Origin of the sequence: Capnocytophaga sp. H4358, from assembly GCF_002302515.1 — a bacterium.
Taxonomy (GTDB): domain Bacteria; phylum Bacteroidota; class Bacteroidia; order Flavobacteriales; family Flavobacteriaceae; genus Capnocytophaga; species Capnocytophaga canis.
Map to the genome: position 1 here is coordinate 1,169,632 of NZ_CP022380.1, position 19,286 is coordinate 1,188,917.

Below are 19,286 nucleotides of genomic sequence, written 5' to 3' on the forward strand. Positions count from 1 at the left end.
AAAAATTATTTAAAGTTATATTGGCTGTAATATTATAAGCTGTAAGCTGTATAAGCTGTAAGCTATAAGCTGTAAGCTGTAAGCCTATTACCTACTTAACTCCGTGCATCAATTTCTTGATCAATGGGTTAAGAGATATTATTAACAATCCTGCAACTACAGGAACTATGGTAAATATAAGAAAGAAAGTCGACAAGCTATACTGGTTCGTTATATTCTCAATTTGCCCCCCAAGGATGGCTGCAACCTTATTGCCTATGGCAATTGCCAAGTACCATACTCCAAACATAAAGGCAATCATCCGAGCTGGAACCAATTTCGACACATAGGATAGACCTACAGGTGACATACATAACTCTCCCATAGTATGGAACAAGTACGCCAATACCAACCAAATCATACTTACTTTAACTCCCTCTGTAACGCCATGAGCTCCAAGGGCTAACAATCCAAAACCAATTGCCATGATGATTAGTCCAAGTCCGTATTTCACAGCCGCAGGTGGATTGTAACGGCTATCCCACCAACGAGAGAAAAGGTTTGCCAACGCAATTATAAAAAAGGAATTAAGAATAGAAAACCATGAGGTAGTGATTTCCACCCAGTTGGATTTTTCCTCGCGAACAACAGCCTTGACCACTCCACTGTTAGCATGAAGACTTGCAGCACGTTCTTTTGCCCATGCCATTTTTTCAGCATCTACATACCCAAACGATGAGAAATCATTATTTCGCGGTAGCATAAAAATATCCTGCCCCATTTCAAAACGAGCATCGGTCTCACCAATAATGGTTTCTTTACTTACCAATGAATATGTATTATTTTCAGTAGCGTAAAAATCATATAGTTTTTCCCCTTTTTTATCCGTAACTATGGCTCCCGTTTCAGGGTTTACTCGTGGAACTGCAATGGTTGGAATTGCTTTTTCTACAATTTCATATTCCCTTTTGGGTGGTTATACTTTTTGATAGTTTTTCCAGATACATCAACTTCCGTGATTTTGAAAATTTTCTGGGTTTTGGTGGTAATATGCACCTCCGATGCTAATTTAGTATCATCGATCGCTAAAGGAACATGCTTCAGGATAAAATCACCTTCTGCATTGATTTTCAAATCCTTACCATCGCTATCGTACACCTGAAATGCATCGTAACTCACGCTATAAGCAACAGTATTAAAATCGCGTTTAAGCATCCAACCAACAACTACCCACACCAAACCGAAGCATACCAAAAGTACAATATTCGATGCAAATATCTTTGAAAACGTTTTCTTACCTAACAGATACAACACATACGTGATTAACAACAACGGAATAACCGTAAGTAACGCATTAACCACGTTGAAAATAACTGCCTGACTACCCAACAGCTCACGCTGTACGTTATCACGAGCAAAAATAATCAAAGATGAAGCTCCTTGCTCAAACGACAACCAAAAAAATACAGTAAAAAACGCAAAGATAATTACAGTAATCATTCTGTTTCGAACGATTTTCGTGTAACGAGAAATACGAGAGATGACTACAAAAAGAAACACAAAAAGCCCGAAGACTACAGCAATGTATTGCCCTTTGATGTTTTGAGTTTCTAAAAACTTAAATAAGTCGATCCCACCAATTCTTGAAAGCGGATCGTTAATAGCATACCCTAACCCAATAATTGCTGCAATGGCTATCAAAACTTTATCAAGCATCGTAAATGGATTACGCTTTTCGAGGTCATTGATTTCTTTATTAACATGCTGTTTTTCAGAAACTTCCTTTCGAGCTTTCGAAGGCACATCACCTACGGTTCCAAATAGCGGACGAGCCAACCAAAACTGCAAGGTTCCCAACAGCATAAAAACACCTGCTAAACCAAATCCCCAACTCCAGCCCACTTTTTCAGCAATATAGCCACAAAGCATCATCCCGAAAAAAGCCCCTGCGTTCACACCCATATAGAAAATGGTATACGCTCCATCTTTTTTTTCTGGTAAATCCTTATACATGTGTGAGATAATGGACGTCATATTCGGTTTAAAAAAACCTGTTCCAACGACCAATAACCCCAGTCCGACATATAGCCAAAATTCGGTTTCCACCGCCATCGCAGCATGTCCTAATGTCATAATGACTGCTCCAATGACAATAGCCCATCGATAGCCAGTAAATCGGTCAGCGATGATCCCTCCCACAATAGGAGTCAAATACAGCAACATCACATACGTGCCGAACAAAGCTCCTGCGTTTTCGGTTGTCCATTGCCACCCAGGATTATAGCCTATCATTGCCATTGTTAGGAAGTTAATGAGCAACACTCGCATTCCGTAGAACGAAAAACGTTCCCACATCTCGGTGAAAAATAACACAAACAACCCTGCCGGATGCCCTAGCACTTGCGTGTCAAAAAAATTGGATCTCGCTTTTTCCATTGTTAGTCAATATTTTTGATTAGGGCAAATATACCATTTCTTTTGAAAAAAACAAGAGACAAACACGAATCACTTAACATGCTTGTCTCTATTATCAGAAGTAAAGTCAATCACTTACAGTTAATTTCATTGCTATCAATGTATTTCGGCAGTCCACTCAGCTCCACTAATATCAATAAGTTTCAGCGTTTTAACTTCTGATTTAGGTAATCCATCTAACGAAACTGACAAATCTGCTTTTGCTCCCAAAGGCAATATCAGACTATGCTTACCAGGCTTCACTTTTGCTACATAATGATTATTAATCTTATCCTTCGGGAATTTTGACAAATAATTCATACTCCAGCTTTTAGAAACTTCTCCCTTGTCATTCAAAATTTGCATTTCAATTAAAAAAGAACCATACACATCGGCTCCTTCTATGCGAAAAACTTCAAAAGTGAGTTCATTATCAGCTAACACCACATTTGAAATTTCTACTTTAGGTTTTACCGATTTATTATGAAGTTTCCCAAACACGCCTCCGTGAAAATACTGATTTGTGAATAACGTAATAGCGAAGATAAATAGTGAAAATACCAATACCAAAGGTTTCAATTGTTTGATTGTCAAAATTCCTGAACCTAAGTAATTAAACCACTTTTTGGAGGTAAAAGCATAGTTTTTACTCATCAAAAAATCATCAAGTGAATAAAATCCACCACCCGTCAGGAAAATGGTAAAACCTCCTGCCAAGCCCAAAACGCCGATTTGCCATTCGTCTAAACAAGTGGTTCCCAACCATCCTGACCCTAACAAAATTCCCATTGCTAAAGAAAAAACTCCAACGCTCATCAAGCGTGTGAATAGCCCTAACATAATGAACAAGCCCACAATCGCTTCCACTATGGTAAAGGCTATCATAGCAAACTCTAATTTATCGGGATTAGAGACTAAGTATTCAATTAAAGGTTTTATTCCCAATGCATTAGGTAAAAAATGATTAAACTTCTCACCTACATAACCTGCCACTTCCGGAGAAAGTTTATCTTCTAAAACCACGCGTCGCCAAAAGGCAGAAAAGTACGTCCAACCAATAACCAAACGTAAAGACAAAGTGAACAACCCTGCCCAAGAGGAGAATTGCTCCTGATATGTATTATTTTTCATTTAAACTCTTTTTAATATTAAAATTTTATTGCAAAAAACGGTCGTGTTATAAAAAGTATGATGTAGTTCTGATTGTCAGGCTGAGCGTAGTCGAAGCCTCATAATTACAGAGCTTCGACTTCACCTCATCATTACAGGGCTTCGACTACGCTCAGCCTGACAAAAACACTTCTTTTTTTAAGGTATCATACTTTTACATCATCTCACAAAAGTTAGCTTAAATGAATTCTTAAACACCTGAAAAGAATGTATTTAGGAGGAGCATTTGCAGAGTTTTGATTAAAATACACCTTTTTTATTTTCGCATCAAAAGCAAATATCTCAGTAGAACAAAGCAAATCATTCTCCTGATTATCAAAAACATTTAGAACACATTCCGTACGAAGTTTTTTATTCGCAGAGACGAGATTTTGACATTGAAATGAGGAGGTAGTCGTTCTATTTTTATGAAGCGGTTTAAAAAATGATATTTCAGCACTATCAAAAAGAATTCCTTTCGCAGTACAGGGCGTAAGCGAAAACAAAATGAACATTCCCCAAAAAAGGAATTTAACTTTTTTGATATGTAACAACAACTCTTTCACGGATTTTGAGAATGCGTTATTGGGCAAATGTACATTTTTTTTGAATAAAATTTCTGATTTTTTGTAACATTTTCCGTTTTTCTGCGTCTTTAAGGGTAGAAACCAATAATCAATATCATATGAAAACCACGTTATCCTTTTTATGTTTACTTTTTGCTACTGTTCTTTACTCTCAAGAAATCACCCTTTCGGGAGAGGTGAAAAATCAACAGCAAAAACCCGCTGAATTTCTGAATGTCATCTTAAAAAAAGACGAAAAAACCGTACACGGAACACTTACCGATGCTTCGGGGAAATTTTCTGTAAAAATCCCGAAAGGCGATTACACGCTCATTTTTGAACAATTCGGAACGGAACTTTTCAGCAAAAATGTATCACTTTCCAAAAATACTGATTTAGGAGTTATAAAAATTGATGAGTCTATTCAGATGGAAGCTGTAACTGTTGAAGGTCGTAAAAAACTTGTAGAACAAAAAGTGGACAGAATTGTTTTCAACGTAGAAAATTCTGTTCAAGCAAGTGGTGGAGACGCCCTTGATGCCCTAAAATCTACCCCCGGAGTTCAGGTGCGTAACGAGGATATTTCTATTGTTGGCAAAAATGGTTTACGCGTAATGGTCAACGATAAAATAATACAACTTTCGGGCGAAGAACTCACTAACTATCTGAAATCCATAGCATCCGACAATATCCAAAAAATTGAAGTTATCACCACACCGCCTTCCAAATACGACGCCGAAGGCAATGCGGGGCTAATCAACATCGTACTTAAAAAAGCCAAGGAAGATCATTGGAACACTACACTTCGAACTTCCTATCAGCAGGGAATTGTTGGGAAATTACGCAACGGCATAAACTTTTCCTATCGAAAAAATAAGTTCTCCGCTTTGGCTGATTTGGGCTATACAGACGGAAAATCGAAATACGAAAACGACATTCATTTTTGGTATCCACAGGAATATTGGGTCAATCGGTTGGATATAGAAGGGAAAAGCAAAACGTGGGTACCCCTTGTGAATTTGAACTACGATGTAACCAAAAAAAGTACGCTTGGTGTACAATTTATGGGAAGTTTTTCGGATAATATCAACAATGGCTTGACAGCAAATCGTGCGTATATGTACAATAATCCGAAATTGATGAAAGAATATATTACCTATCAAATTGAACCTGAAAACACTCAAAATTTGTCTGTCAATGTGAATTTCTTACAAAAAATCGGAGATAAAGGAGCAAAACTTACCATTGATGCAGATTATTTCCATTATAAAAAAGATAGAAATGACAACTTAAACACTATTTTCCATAATTATCAGTTGAACACAAAACCAAAGTCGTATGTAAATTCGCTTTCTATACAAAAAATAGACAATTATTCCTTTAAAACTGATGCGGAGCTACCCGTTTCGTGGGGAAATCTTTCTTTCGGAGCGAAAATCTCCCGAACACAGACTGATAATATAGCCGAATCCGATTTTCGTGATGAAAATCAAATACAAACTCTTGCTCACAAAGATCACTTTCTTTATACAGAAGATACCCAAGCCCTGTATGCCGATTGGGCGAAATCTTTCGGAAAGAAATGGAGCGTAAAAGCAGGTGTTCGAGGTGAAAATACACAGACCAAAGGAGTTTCCGTTTTAGCAAATAATGAAACACACAAACGAAATTTCTTTAAGCTTTTCCCGACATTATATGTTCAATATAAAATTGATGAGAACCACAACATTTCGGCAAATGTAAACCGTCGCATTCATCGTCCGCAATTCTTTTCACTTAACCCAGGAAGATTATATATGAATCCGAAATCGTATGTAGTGGGCAACCCATTTTTGCAACCTACCTATTTATTAGGAGCAACGCTGAACTATTCCTATAAACATTGGTTAACATTCCAGCTAACATATTCCAACATACAGGATAATCGAACTCAAATTACGTATCACAATCCTGCTTTGGAGGAAACTAAAATGCAATGGGAAAATTTTGCTAATAGTAATGAGTGGAGTGCTTCGGTAAATGTCAATAAAAGTTTGTTTTGGTGGTGGGAATTTTCGGCATATATGATTGTAACTTACGAAAATGCAAAACCTTATGTTGCTGCATTTCCCGACCCAATGAAAAGTTGGGGAGGTTATCAATATTTGGGAAATACTTTTATGCTGAATGAAAACAAAACTTTACAAGCAAGTGTATCGTATGAATATCAGTTTCCGTGGGATAATGACACATCAAAAAGTTCGGAGGTTTCAAGTTTAGATTTAGGTATCAAATATTTAGCTTTCGATAAAAAATTAACTATTGCTCTCAACACAAACGACATCTTCAAAACCAATATAATGACTTATACCCGAAAAATTAAACAACAAGGCATTACAGAAAGCTATCGTCAATACTACGATACGCGTTACCTACGTCTTTCTCTTACCTATAAATTTGGAAATAGCAAAATTTCAGTACAAAAAAGAGAGGGAGGAAATGCAGAAGAACGCGGAAGAAGTTAGCTACATTCAATTGATAAAGGTAAATTTTTGAAAACAAACAAGGGATTATGATTTTTGTGGTAAAAGCATAAAAACCTAAAACCTTGTTTGTAATACTGTATAAAGATAGGGTAGAACTAACAAAATGTTTAAGAGTAGCCAATAAAAAACTATCTCGTATTTACCTAAAAGGAAAAGAGAATTTAAACTTTAATTACCTATTAATAAGGTTTTTAAATTTATTTAACATTTATTTTCAGAAGCTATTTCATGCTAAAAACTGCATTTAGACATTACCAAAACTATGTGAAAAAGGAGCTTAGCAGACGTAGAGTACAAGTTTTAAACAAAATAAAAAGTCGAGATTGAACTCAATATAATAACCTGAAAGATATAAGAAAGAGACTGTCCGAAAAGTCAAATTTTTAGCAACTTCATAAAACTTAATCTATTGAATAAAAGCATTTTATTTTTAGGAGTATCCCATAATCTGTGTAAGTTGAAAAGTTATTCTGAAATTTTTTGAGCCCTTAAAAGCTCAAAAAAAATTTCGGAAATAACTTTTTAACTATTTTTGACCCATAATTTAAACAGATATGATTAACAAGGAAGAATTGCTCAACAGCAAAGAATTTTACAAGTCATTTAAGACTGCTGAGGACTTGACAGGTTTCTTTAAAGAGCTCCACAAAAAAGCGGTGGAACATATGCTCAATGCCGAACTCGACGTTCACTTGGACAACGAAAAACACGACAAAACTAAAGATGGAAATTATCGTAACGGACACACTTCCAAGAAGATAAAAACTTCCTTTGGCGAAGAACAAATCCAAGTTCCTAGGGATAGAGACGGTAGTTTTAACCCAATGTTAGTCCCTAAACGCAAGAACGTTATCGATGGTTTGGAAAACATCATCGTATCGTTCTATGCCAAAGGAATGAGCGTGAGCGACATCGAAGAACAAATCCAAGAAATGTACGGCTTTGAAGTATCAACTTCCACAATATCAAGGATTACCAATGCGGTTACCAATGAAATGGTCGCTTGGCAGAACCGCCCGTTGGACGAGCTGTATCTGATTGTTTGGATGGACGGCATCGTTTTTAAAGTTCGTGAGAACTCAAAAGTTGTCAACAAAACCATTTACCTTGCTGTGGGCTTGAATCGAGAGGGAAAAAAGGAAGTTTTAGGAATGTGGCTCGGAAAGAATGAAAGTTCCGCCTTTTGGATGAGCGTTCTCACTGATTTAAAGGCTCGTGGAGTGGAAGATATTCTCATTACTGCCACCGATAATTTAAACGGATTTACGCAAACCATTCGCACGGTTTTTCCCCAATCACAAACGCAAATATGTGTGGTTCATCAGATTAGGAATGCTTGTAAGTATGTGGTTTACAAAGACAGAAAAGAATTTACAGCCGATATGAAACACATCTATACTGCCCCTAACAAGGAAGCTGCCAAGGTTGCTTTGGAAGATTTTGCCCAAAAATGGGAGTCAAAATACGGCTATGCTATCAAATCTTGGTATGACAATTGGGACGAATTGACCGTATTTTTCGATTTTCCGTTAGAGATAAGAAAAATTATTTACACAACCAATCTTATTGAGAATCTGAATGGTAAGATTCGGAAATACACCAAAAACAAGCTGTCTTTCCCAACAGACGAAGCTGTGCAAAAGTCCGTTTTCTTGGCTTTGAGAGAAGCTACCAAAAAGTGGAGTATGCCTATCCAAAATTGGGGGATTGTCTTGAACCAATTTATGCTTATATTTGCACAAAGACTCAAACTATAAAAACTTAACCCCAACTTTTTAACTTACACACTTAGAGGGATAGTGTCTTATTTTTAATATTTTGCTCAAAACAACTCTTTTCGGACAGCCTCCTTACATTGTCAATTAGTTGTTTATCGGTGCTGACCCCATTACAAATTTTAACTCTCCGCCGTTTTTAAGTTCTTCATCAGTGATAAAAGTGCGGTCAAGTGATTTGCCATTAAGCGTTGCCGACTGAATGTACATATTTTCCGCAGAAACATTTTCAGCAATGATGGTAAAGGTTTTTCCGTTAGGCAGATTGATTTTCGCTTTCGGGAACAACGGACGTCCAATTTCATACTCACCCGAAACAGGATTCATCGGATACAAACCAATGGAACTCCACACATACCAAGCCGACATTTGTCCGCAGTCTTCATTTCCTGAATATCCGTTCGGCGTGGTGTTGTATTGCGTTTTCAAAATTTCATTTACCCAATATTGTGTGCGATGTGGCTCTCCCGCTTTGTTAAACAGATACGCAATATGGTGGCTCGGTTCGTTGCCGTGAGCGTACTGCCCAATGAGTCCCGTAATGTCCGCCGAAACGTTATCGCCCGTAATTTCAGAACTTTCGGTAAATAGTTTTTCCAAATGTGTTGTGAATTTCTCTTTTCCGCCGAAAGCCTCAATAAGCCCTTGCGGATTTTGCGGAACAAACCACGAATGTTGCCAAGCATTTCCTTCAGTGTAATCGGTAGCTTCGCGGTGATTGGAGTGTTTCGGGTCGAAAGGCTCACGCCATTTACCACTTGCCGATTTGCCTCGCATAAAGCCTGTTGTGGGGTCAAACAAATGTTTGTATGCTTCGCTTCGTTTCATAAAGAACTCGTAATCATCGGTTTTTCCTAAGGCTTTTGCCATTTGTGCTACACACCAATCATCGTAAGCATATTCCAACGTAATGGTTACCGATTCGTCCCATTTGTCGTACGGAATGTAGCCATATTGCTTGTAGAATTTCAGTCCGCGTTCGTCTCCCATCATCGTTTTTTTCATCATTTCGAAGGCTTTTTCGGCATCGAACGAACGAACGCCTTTGAGATAAGCCTCAACAATCACAGGGATAGAATGATAGCCGGTCATACAATCGGTTTCGTTGCCGTAGAGCGTCCAAACGGGAAGTTTATTGATAACGTCGGAATACGCTAACATTGAGCTAATAATATCCGAAGATTTTTTAGGTTGAAGCAAAGTAATTAGCGGATTTTCAGCACGGAATGTGTCCCACAATGACAAAGTAGAATAGGCTGTAAAATCCTTGGTGGAATAAATTTCATCGTTTTGCTGACGGAATTGTCCGTTCTTGTCAGAAAACGTCACGGGAGCTACCTGCGTGTGATACAAAGCCGTATAGAAAATCGTTTTAAGCGAATCGACAGGCGTTTCAATTTCGATAGAAGAAAGATGTTTTTCCCAAGTGTCGTGAGCTTTTTGGCGTACTTCGGCAAAGGTGCGTTTGTCATACAAATCCAAATTCGCCAACGCATTCTCTTCACTTACAGAAGAAACCGCCACGCGCACCACCAATTCCTCCCCTGTGGAATTATCAAAGAAGAATTGCCCTGATGAGATTTGTTTTCCACTATTTTGAAGTTGTAAATCTTTAATAGGTTTAGAAAATGCAATAGCGAAGAACACTTTTTGATTTTTCGCCCAACCTGTACTGAATCGATGTCCTGTGATGATGTTTCCGTCGTTTTGTCCGTCCAACTTTCGATTGGATTGTTGGATAAACATTTCCGTAGGGCTATCCCAATTGATGGCAAATCCTAAATTCAAGATAACGGATTGTGTATCGCCTTTTTGGTAGGTGTATTTGTGGTAAGCAACGTATTGGTCTGCTGTAAGTTCTGCATTTATTTTGGGGTCTTCAAGGAAAACTTGATAGTAACCAGGTTCTGCTTTTTCGTTTTGGTGCGAGTAACGTGACTTGTACGTGACTTGATTGCGGAAGTCCAAAGCAGCTTTCGGATATTGGTCTTTTTTTCCAGTAGAAAGCTGCGATAAATCGTACTCTTTATTGACAGGCATCAGCAAAATATCGTTCAAATCACCAATACCTGTTCCACTGAGCGACAAATGCCCAAAACCGATGAGCAACGTATCGCTGTGGTGGTAACCCGAACACCAATCCCAACCGCTGATGCCATTCACAGGACTCACTTGCAACATTCCGAACGGAACGGTAGCTCCGGGGTAGGTATGTCCGTGTCCGCCCGTACCGATGAAAGGGTCAACGTAAGTGGTGAGGGGTTTTTGCTGTGTTTCTTGCTCTGTTGTAGGCTGTTTTACTTCTTGGCACGAAGTCACCATCAGCCCTAAAAGCGCCAATGATGAAATGTATTTTCTTATCATTGTTTAAAATATTTTATTTAAAATTTCATTTGCTTAATAAAGATGTTACCACATACCCTCCCCAACAAGCCAACAAGCCTAAAAACACGCTCAACAAAGCGTAAAGAAAGGCTTTTCCAATTTGGTTCTGTTCGATAAGTTGGAAGGTTTCTAAGGAAAATGCCGAAAAGGTAGTAAATCCGCCCAATACTCCTGTAATAAAGAAATACAACCATTCCGCAGGAAAGTTTTTCTTCTGAAATAATACAAACAGTGCCCCAATCAAAAAGCTACCTAATACGTTGACAAAAAGAGTGTTAAAAGGAAACATTTTGACTATTCGTATGCTTATCAGTCCATAGCACAAAAAGCGAAACATACCTCCTATGGCACTGCCTAACCCTACGTACATAATTGATCTTATCATTTTTATTGATTAACCGAACACAACAAAAGTAGCAAAAATAATCATAAAAACAAAGAAGTTAGGAAGTCAAAAAATACAGATTGTTGTATAAATTGTAGTCTAAAACCAGATTATATTTTTTATCCCAACGAATATAGAAGAATAAAATTACAATCTACTTCTCAGAAGTTTATAGACATACTTAGAATTGTGGTTTTTTTCAGAGTTCGTAATGAAATAAAACCGATGTATATATATGCTTTTAAAACAAAAAATTTAAAACATAAATGGCATATTTTAATAGTCTGAGCAGTATCCAGATATCATAAAAAAAACGGCCGTAATCCCTTACAGCCGTTTTAATTCAATAATAAAATTTAAAATCAAAAAACTATCTTAATCCGCTAAAATGACTACTCTATTGTTATTTAACTCTAAAGTTCCGCCATTGATAGCCAATAAAAATTCATTTTTTTTATCTCCTTTTTCAAAACGAGAAGCAACGCTTTCTCGAAGTTCAATGTTTCCGTATAATTTCACATATCCCTTCGTCAAAACTGACACGATAGGTGCGTGGTTTTCCAACATTTGGAACTCTCCGTTCACTCCAGGAACAGAAACCGCATTCACTTCTCCGTTAAACAAAATTTCCTCAGGGGTGACAATTTCTACTTTCATATCCGTATTGAATTTTCAATATTATTGAACCTCAGCTAACATTTTTTCTCCTGCAAGAATAGCATCCTCAATTGTTCCTTTCAAGTTGAATGCAGCTTCTGGCAAATGATCTAACTCTCCATCAATGATCATATTAAAGCCTTTTATCGTGTCTTTAATATCAACCAAAACTCCAGGTATACCTGTAAACTGTTCAGCTACGTGGAAAGGCTGTGACAAGAAACGCTGTACACGACGCGCACGAGCTACCGCCAATTTATCTTCTTCTGAAAGTTCTTCCATACCTAAGATGGCGATAATATCTTGAAGTTCTTTATAGTGCTGTAATAATTTCTTAACACGTTGAGCACATTCGTAATGTTCTTTTCCTAAGATCTCAGGAGTCAAAATTCTTGAAGTAGAATCCAATGGGTCAACGGCAGGGTAGATACCCAACTCAGCGATTTTACGTGACAATACGGTAGTTGCATCCAAGTGAGCAAAGGTTGTCGCTGGTGCAGGGTCAGTCAAGTCGTCGGCAGGAACATAAACTGCTTGCACGGATGTGATTGAACCTCTCTTTGTAGAGGTAATACGCTCTTGCATTGCCCCCATCTCAGTTGCCAATGTCGGCTGATAACCTACTGCTGATGGCATACGACCTAACAACGCCGATACCTCAGAACCTGCTTGGGTAAAACGGAAGATATTATCTACGAAGAATAAAACATCTTTTCCTTGTCCATCTCCAGCCCCATCACGGAAATATTCAGCAATGGTAAGTCCTGAAAGTGCCACACGAGCACGAGCTCCTGGTGGTTCGTTCATCTGACCGAAAACGAATGTCGCCTTAGAGTCTTGCATTGCTTTTTTATCAACTTTGGTTAAGTCCCATCCTCCATTTTCCATAGAGTGCATGAACTCATCACCATATTTTATAATTCCAGATTCTAACATTTCTCTCAAAAGGTCATTCCCTTCACGGGTACGCTCACCCACTCCAGCAAAAACTGAAAGTCCTCCGTGACCTTTGGCAATATTGTTAATTAGCTCTTGGATCAAAACGGTTTTTCCTACTCCCGCACCTCCAAACAAACCAATTTTCCCTCCTTTAGCATATGGCTCAATAAGGTCGATAACCTTGATTCCTGTGAAAAGCACCTCTGTTGAAGTTGATAAATCTTCAAATTTCGGAGCCTCACGGTGAATCGGTAGTCCATTAGAACCTTCCTTTGGTAGGTTTCCTAAACCATCGATTCCATCTCCAATAACATTGAATAAACGCCCATAAATGTCTTTCCCGATAGGCATTTGAATTGGATTCCCAGTTGCAATTACTTCTGTATCACGACTTAAACCCTCTGTTGAGTCCATTGAAATCGCTCTAACAACATCTTCACCTATGTGTGACTGTACTTCCAAAACTAATTTTGAACCATCAGCTTTAATAATTTCCAATGAATCATAAATCCTAGGAAGTTCGCTCTCAGCAGCAAAAACAACATCCACTACTGGTCCAATTACCTGTGATACTTTACCTTTTTGAGACATTTTCTGTATAATTGTTATGTTTAATTATTTGATTTATATTTTGTTCACGCAAAACATAAAGTGTTTTTATGTTTGTCTGCAAATATATGATTTTTCTTAATAAAAGAAAAAAAAATGTATAAATTTATTCACTAAAAACCTCTAAAACAGATTTTATTTTTTTTCAACACATTGTGTATTAAATAAATACAATATTTTTCTCGAAAAATCATCTCAGTTATAAACTATGGCAAAATTGCTCCGACAGCAATGTCACAACGATGTCCTGGTTCACCATGTGGTGGATTAGGTTTTCCTGAAAATCCTTCGGCAGTAACTCCTACATTTTGCTGTGTGCTTTGAGGATCTACAACTATTTGTTGAGGAGCAACCTGAGGTTCAACACTTTGATTTTGTTGATTAACCACTTGTCCCATTGGCTTGGAATCTAATGGAGCCCCCACTGGAATGTCACAACGATGATCTGGTTCACCATGCGGTGGATTTAATTTCACACCTCGGGAATCCACCGATAATGAGGCGGGCTGAGGAACTGCAAAACCCTCAGACGACACTTGTGGCAAAGCCTCGTTTTCCGAAACTGGAATGTGTTGGCTAATATTCTGTGATATATTTGATGAATTTGGTAACGGTGCTCCTACTGGAATATCACAACGATGACCAGGTGCACCATGCGGAGGATTCAAAGTCACTCCCGAAGAACCTGTGGTAGGTAACTGAGAAGCACCTGTTGCATTCAGAAGTCCTAAGTTTTTATCAAAAACAGATGAATTTTGGCTACTTTGTAACAATGCCTCCACTTGTTGTGTATTTAACAAAGCTTCTTCTGAAACCTTGATTTCATCAACACTATTTTTGCACGAAAACAGGAATAAAACACCTAATAAAATACCGATTTGCTTCATAATCATATCAATTTTGTGGCAAATATAACCCATTTTTTCAAAATAAAAAAGTCTTCAGAAATTTCAAATAATCTTGCTATTTTCGCTTTTCCAGCTCAAAAATCGTAATTTCAGGGCGTACATTAAACCGAACAGGAATGGAATGCCCTATTCCTCGGTTGACATAGAGCGTTCTTTGATTGGATAATTCAATTTTTCCTGACGCATATTCCTTATTTTTTACGGGAAGTACGGGAGGTGTAAGAAAAGGAGGTTTACACTGCCCTCCATGGGTATGCCCCGAAAGAATCCAACCTTGATAATTTTGCCAAACCTCCAAATCACAAGTGTCAGGATTGTGACTCAAAACTACATTAGCTTGTGCTGCATCATAATTTTCAAAAGCCTTACTCGCATTGAATTCACCTGCCCACAAATCGTCTAATCCAATAAAGGTCAATCCCTCAATTTGAATACGTTCATTTCTCAAAACAACGATTTGGTGTGAACGCATCAACTCAACAATACTATCTGCCACTTTAGGCTCACGCCAATTCACTCCGTAATCATGATTTCCTAAAACAGCTATCGTTCCTAATCTTCCCTTCACGCAATGTTGCAAAGCCTCTTCCAATTTGTCGTACAGTACTTTTTTGTTTTTATAAGTGACATAATCGCCTGTATAAACCACAAAATCAGGATCATATTTTCTCATTTCTTCAAAAGTTGAAATCAGATAATCGTTACTTACCCAACGTCCCGTATGGAGGTCACTAATTTGCATCAAGGTTTTCCCCTCCAAATGTTTTGGTAAATGCTCAATAGGCATTTTCATTGAAACAACTTCTACCCAATGACGCTCTATTTGCCAAGCATATAGAACCAAAAAAAGACATATCACCGTTGGTATGAAAATGATTTTTTTTATGATTTTTCGTGACTTCATGCTTTTGAATATATTCACTTCCGACTCATTTCTCTCACTGAACGGTAAAACGACTCATAAAGAGAAAGTGAAATGTTTACAAGAATTATACATTTATTCAGAGAAATATAGCAAAAGTTATTTGACATAAAAAACTCTGTACCAGATTATTATTAACAAAAAACATCAATTATAATATCGATACGATTTTCTTGACTCTTACTCATGCTATCATAAAAAGTTGTATTCGAAAGTCTGTAAATTAATACAGATAGATGATTATCAAAACTTTGATAAAAACAAAAGCCTTTCTTAACAGAAAGGCTTTTAGATGTGCAACACTTTTGATTTCGCGGTCTGGACGGGACTCGAACCCGCGACCCCCTGCGTGACAGGCAGGTATTCTAACCAACTGAACTACCAGACCTCATTTTGCGAGTGCAAAGATACTATTTTCTTTATATTTTCCAAAGAAAAAATATTTTTTTTAGCACTCTTTTTAAACTTCATTTATAAGTTGCTGAAAATCAAATTCAAATATTAAATTTTTTCCTAATTCAAAGCCTCTGCACCTCCAACGATTTCTAATATTTCGCCAGTAATCGCTGCTTGACGAGCTTTGTTGTAAGTCAATTTCAATTGATTTCTAAGTTCACTCGCATTATCCGTTGCTTTGTGCATTGCTGTCATTCGAGCTCCGTGTTCAGAAGCTACCGAATCACGTAATGCCTTGAACACCTGCGTTTTCAATGAACGAGGAATCAATTCCTTAACAATTTCTTCTTTGGAAGGCTCATAAATATAATCCACTGAAGATTCTTGTTCCTCTGCAACAGTCTGAATAGGTAAGAATGTTTCTTCTGTAATAATCTGTGTGGCTGCATTTTTGAAACTGTTGTAAACCAAAACAACCTTATCAAATCGACCTGATGTATATAATTCCATCAATTCTGATGCCAACTCAGCCGCATCCGCGTAGTTTAGGTTATCAAAAATATGGGATTCATATCTGAAAACTTTGTCAGTTTTTTTCAAAACATCGTTTCCTTTTTTTCCTACGGTGTAAAACTCCACCTTTTGATTTTTATAAACAGTACTTTCTAATTCTAATGATTTTTTGATAATATTAGAGTTAAAAGCTCCGCAAAGACCTCTATTAGAGGTGATTGGAACAATCAATATATTTTTAGCCACTTGAGGACGTTCGTTATAGATACTGTCGTTACCCAAAGCAGAACTAAGTTGTTCCAACAATTGTTTTAGCTTATAAGCATAGGGTTTCATCGCGATGATGGCATCTTGAGCCTTTTTGAGTTTTGCTGCCGACACCATTTTCATCGCTCCAGTAATTTGCATCGTGGAACTTACCGATGAAATCCTACTTCGTATTTCTTTTAAATTTGCCATTTTTCTATTCTCTGAAAATGCTGTAATTTATTTTCTATTTCAATGTTTAACAGAAGTAACATCATACCGAAAAATAGGTTTTCCTCCTTCACAATCTACCGATTTAGGTCGTGCAGGAATAGAGCAATCGCTTCCTATTCCCCATTTTTGATTAAATTCTCTTTGTTTTTGTGTGTATTTCGCTACTTTCTTTAAAAACGCCTCTACATCAATGTTTTTAGGATATGCTATATATCCCATTGGACCTCCACAAGCCTTGCTTCCTATAGGAGCAAAATCCCATTGAGAACCATCTTCACAACTTTCATTTGAAGCTATCTGTATAATTTCAAGAAATAAGTTATTAATAATTTGTTCCTCTTGTTCCTGTGTAATATCTTTATTTCCCACACAAGCCAGTAAAAATAATACTCCAAATCCGAAAGAACAAAAAAAACTTTTCATAATTTAAAATTTAGATTAAACAAAGGAATTTCTCAATTCTTTGTCAAAATTTCACACTTTTGACAAAGAATTGAATCTTAATTTAGGATTATTTTACGTATTTCTCAGAAAGTTCCTTCGCTACTTTCTCCAAAGTTTCGGTGATTTTATCATTGAACTGACCTGCTTTCAACTCATCTAAAACATCACGATGTTGCAAGTTCAAGAAATCCAAATATTCTTTTTCAAATTCCTTCACTTTATTTACAGGCACTTGACGCAACAAGTTTTTAGAACCTACATAGATAATCGCAATTTGATTTTCAACCGTATATGGGTCATTCTGTGATTGTTTTAGAATTTCCACGTTACGTTTACCTTTTTCGATAACGTTCATTGTTGCTGCGTCCAAATCCGAACCAAATTTAGCAAACGCCTCTAACTCACGATATTGAGCTTGGTCAAGTTTCAATGTTCCAGCAACTTTTTTCATTGATTTAATCTGAGCGGAACCTCCCACACGCGATACCGAGATTCCTACGTTAATCGCTGGACGTACACCAGAGTTAAACAAATCAGACTCCAAGAAAATCTGTCCGTCTGTAATTGAAATTACGTTCGTTGGAATATATGCCGAAACGTCACCTGCCTGAGTTTCAATGATTGGCAAAGCAGTAAGCGATCCGCCTCCTTTTACCAAATGCTTGATGCTATCCGGCAAATCGTTCATTTTTCGAGCGATACTATCGTCAGCGATTACTTTCGCTGCTCTCTCAAGCAAACGAGAGTGCAAGTAGAACACGTCCCCAGGGTAAGCCTCACGTCCAGGTGGTCTTCTGAGCAATAACGACACCTCACGGTAGGCCACCGCTTGTTTCGACAAATCATCATAGATAATCAAAGCTGGACGACCCGTGTCACGGAAATATTCCCCGATAGCAGCTCCTGCAAATGGCGCATATACCTGCATTGGTGCTGGATCAGAAGCATTTGCCGCTACGATAGTGGTATAAGCCAAAGCTCCATTATCTTCTAATGTTTTAGCAATTGCAGCTACGGTCGATGCTTTTTGCCCAATAGCTACATATATACAGTACACAGGTTTTCCTGCATCATAAAATTCTTTTTGGTTAAGAATGGTATCAATACAAACCGTTGTTTTTCCTGTTTGACGGTCTCCAATAACTAACTCACGCTGACCACGACCAATAGGAATCATGGCGTCTACGGATTTGATACCTGTTTGCAACGGCTCATTTACTGGCTGACGGAAGATAACCCCCGGTGCTTTACGTTCCAATGGCATCTCGTATAACTGACCTGTGATAGGGCCTTTCCCGTCAATTGGCTGACCCAAAGTGTTTACCACACGACCTACAATACCTTCCCCTACATTGATGGAAGCAATCAATCCAGTTCTTTTAACTGTATCTCCCTCCTTGATATCTGTTGAAGGTCCTAATAAAGTAATACCTACGTTATCTTCTTCCAAGTTCAAAACGATACCTTTAAGTCCGTTGTCGAACCTTACCAATTCTCCGTATTGCGCATTCGACAGACCAAAAATACGAGCGATACCGTCTCCCACTTGTAACACCGTCCCCACTTCTTCCAAAGAAGCTGTGGCATCAAAATTAGCTAATTGCTCTTTTAAAATTGCTGAAATTTCAGCCGCTTTTATTTCTGCCATTTTTAGTTTATATTTTTTTATTTATAAATCTTTATTTGTAATAACTACTCAACAATAGTAACTATCCTATTGTTTTGAAAATTCATCAATTTATTATCCACGTATATTTTTTGTAATACGATAGCGTTTGTGGTTACAGAGAATTCGGATTTGATTTCGTATTTTTTATACCCCAAGTCAATAACTGTATGAGAAATTTTATCTTCGATATATAAAGAATTTATAAACACGTTTATCAGATACTTCTGACCCTCTTTTTCTGGGGCTATGAATGTAAAGCCCTTAGGTTCAGCTAAATTTGGTCTGTCGAACAGTTCTAATTTATTGTTTTTATCCTTGTAATATATTTTAATATTTTTAGGGTCAAATTTCTCATTAAAAGGACTTAGTAAATCATTCCCTTGATTATCTACAACAGAAAAGGAGGCACTACTACTTAAGTGTTTACAACAACCTACTTCACTATTTTCCTCATTGTTTATTTTTTCATTATTTTTGTTACAAGAAAAAAACAATGCTCCCATGATAATAATAAATAAACTCTTTCTCATA

13 protein-coding genes, 1 tRNA gene and 1 pseudogene are annotated in these 19,286 nt (G+C 37.4%); 2 read left to right on the plus strand and 13 right to left on the minus strand.

What is annotated here, in order from left to right; all coding sequences use genetic code 11:
- Positions 1 to 91: 91 nt before the first annotated feature.
- Both CGC49_RS11270 and CGC49_RS05030 read right to left on the minus strand, forming a co-directional pair.
- Positions 92 to 2,415: pseudogene (locus CGC49_RS11270) on the minus strand (oligopeptide:H+ symporter).
- A gap of 135 nt (positions 2,416 to 2,550) precedes the next feature.
- A complete protein-coding gene (locus tag CGC49_RS05030; RefSeq protein WP_095912009.1) occupies positions 2,551 to 3,564 on the minus strand; it encodes a TQO small subunit DoxD in 1,014 nt (337 codons plus the stop codon).
- Between the two features lie 703 nt (positions 3,565 to 4,267).
- Here CGC49_RS05030 and CGC49_RS05040 point away from each other — a divergent pair.
- Together CGC49_RS05040 and CGC49_RS05045 are read left to right on the plus strand one after the other, a co-directional pair.
- Complete coding sequence (locus tag CGC49_RS05040; protein WP_095912011.1) at positions 4,268 to 6,652, plus strand: outer membrane beta-barrel family protein; 2,385 nt, start codon at positions 4,268 to 4,270, stop codon at positions 6,650 to 6,652.
- Between the two features lie 575 nt (positions 6,653 to 7,227).
- Positions 7,228 to 8,430, plus strand: a complete 1,203-nt coding sequence (locus CGC49_RS05045) for an IS256 family transposase (protein WP_095893597.1) — start codon at positions 7,228 to 7,230, stop codon at positions 8,428 to 8,430.
- A 105-nt stretch (positions 8,431 to 8,535) separates the two neighbouring features.
- Here CGC49_RS05045 and CGC49_RS05050 read toward each other — a convergent pair whose 3' ends face one another.
- From CGC49_RS05050 to CGC49_RS05100, 11 genes are all read right to left on the minus strand, one after another.
- On the minus strand, positions 8,536 to 10,812 hold the full coding sequence (locus tag CGC49_RS05050) for a GH92 family glycosyl hydrolase (protein ID WP_095912012.1): 2,277 nt from the start codon (positions 10,810 to 10,812) through the stop codon (positions 8,536 to 8,538).
- A 25-nt stretch (positions 10,813 to 10,837) separates the two neighbouring features.
- Positions 10,838 to 11,218, minus strand: a complete 381-nt coding sequence (gene crcB, locus CGC49_RS05055) for a fluoride efflux transporter CrcB (protein ID WP_095912013.1) — start codon at positions 11,216 to 11,218, stop codon at positions 10,838 to 10,840.
- A 375-nt stretch (positions 11,219 to 11,593) separates the two neighbouring features.
- Positions 11,594 to 11,875, minus strand: coding sequence for a F0F1 ATP synthase subunit epsilon (locus tag CGC49_RS05060; RefSeq protein ID WP_042008526.1), 282 nt, complete (start codon positions 11,873 to 11,875; stop codon positions 11,594 to 11,596).
- A 21-nt stretch (positions 11,876 to 11,896) separates the two neighbouring features.
- The gene (gene atpD / locus CGC49_RS05065; RefSeq protein WP_042008529.1) at positions 11,897 to 13,405 is read right to left on the minus strand and encodes a F0F1 ATP synthase subunit beta; all 1,509 of its coding nucleotides are present in this window, start codon (positions 13,403 to 13,405) and stop codon (positions 11,897 to 11,899) included.
- Positions 13,406 to 13,629: 224 nt separating this feature from the next.
- Positions 13,630 to 14,310, minus strand: coding sequence for a hypothetical protein (locus CGC49_RS05070; protein WP_095912696.1), 681 nt, complete (start codon positions 14,308 to 14,310; stop codon positions 13,630 to 13,632).
- A 76-nt stretch (positions 14,311 to 14,386) separates the two neighbouring features.
- Entirely contained in the window at positions 14,387 to 15,235 is an 849-nt protein-coding gene (locus CGC49_RS05075; protein ID WP_095912697.1) for a metallophosphoesterase, read from the minus strand.
- Positions 15,236 to 15,567: 332 nt separating this feature from the next.
- Positions 15,568 to 15,641: transfer RNA gene (locus tag CGC49_RS05080), tRNA-Asp, on the minus strand.
- Between the two features lie 125 nt (positions 15,642 to 15,766).
- Complete coding sequence (atpG, locus tag CGC49_RS05085; RefSeq protein WP_095912014.1) at positions 15,767 to 16,621, minus strand: ATP synthase F1 subunit gamma; 855 nt, start codon at positions 16,619 to 16,621, stop codon at positions 15,767 to 15,769.
- Positions 16,622 to 16,660: 39 nt separating this feature from the next.
- Entirely contained in the window at positions 16,661 to 17,065 is a 405-nt protein-coding gene (locus tag CGC49_RS05090) for a hypothetical protein (RefSeq protein WP_095912015.1), read from the minus strand.
- 88 nt (positions 17,066 to 17,153) lie between these two features.
- Positions 17,154 to 18,734 (minus strand): F0F1 ATP synthase subunit alpha, encoded by a 1,581-nt coding sequence (gene atpA, locus CGC49_RS05095; RefSeq protein ID WP_095912016.1) that lies wholly within the window; start codon positions 18,732 to 18,734, stop codon positions 17,154 to 17,156.
- A gap of 44 nt (positions 18,735 to 18,778) precedes the next feature.
- Positions 18,779 to 19,285: a hypothetical protein gene (locus CGC49_RS05100; RefSeq protein ID WP_042008536.1), complete on the minus strand. Its 507-nt coding sequence runs from the start codon at positions 19,283 to 19,285 to the stop codon at positions 18,779 to 18,781.
- Position 19,286: the final 1 nt, after the last annotated feature.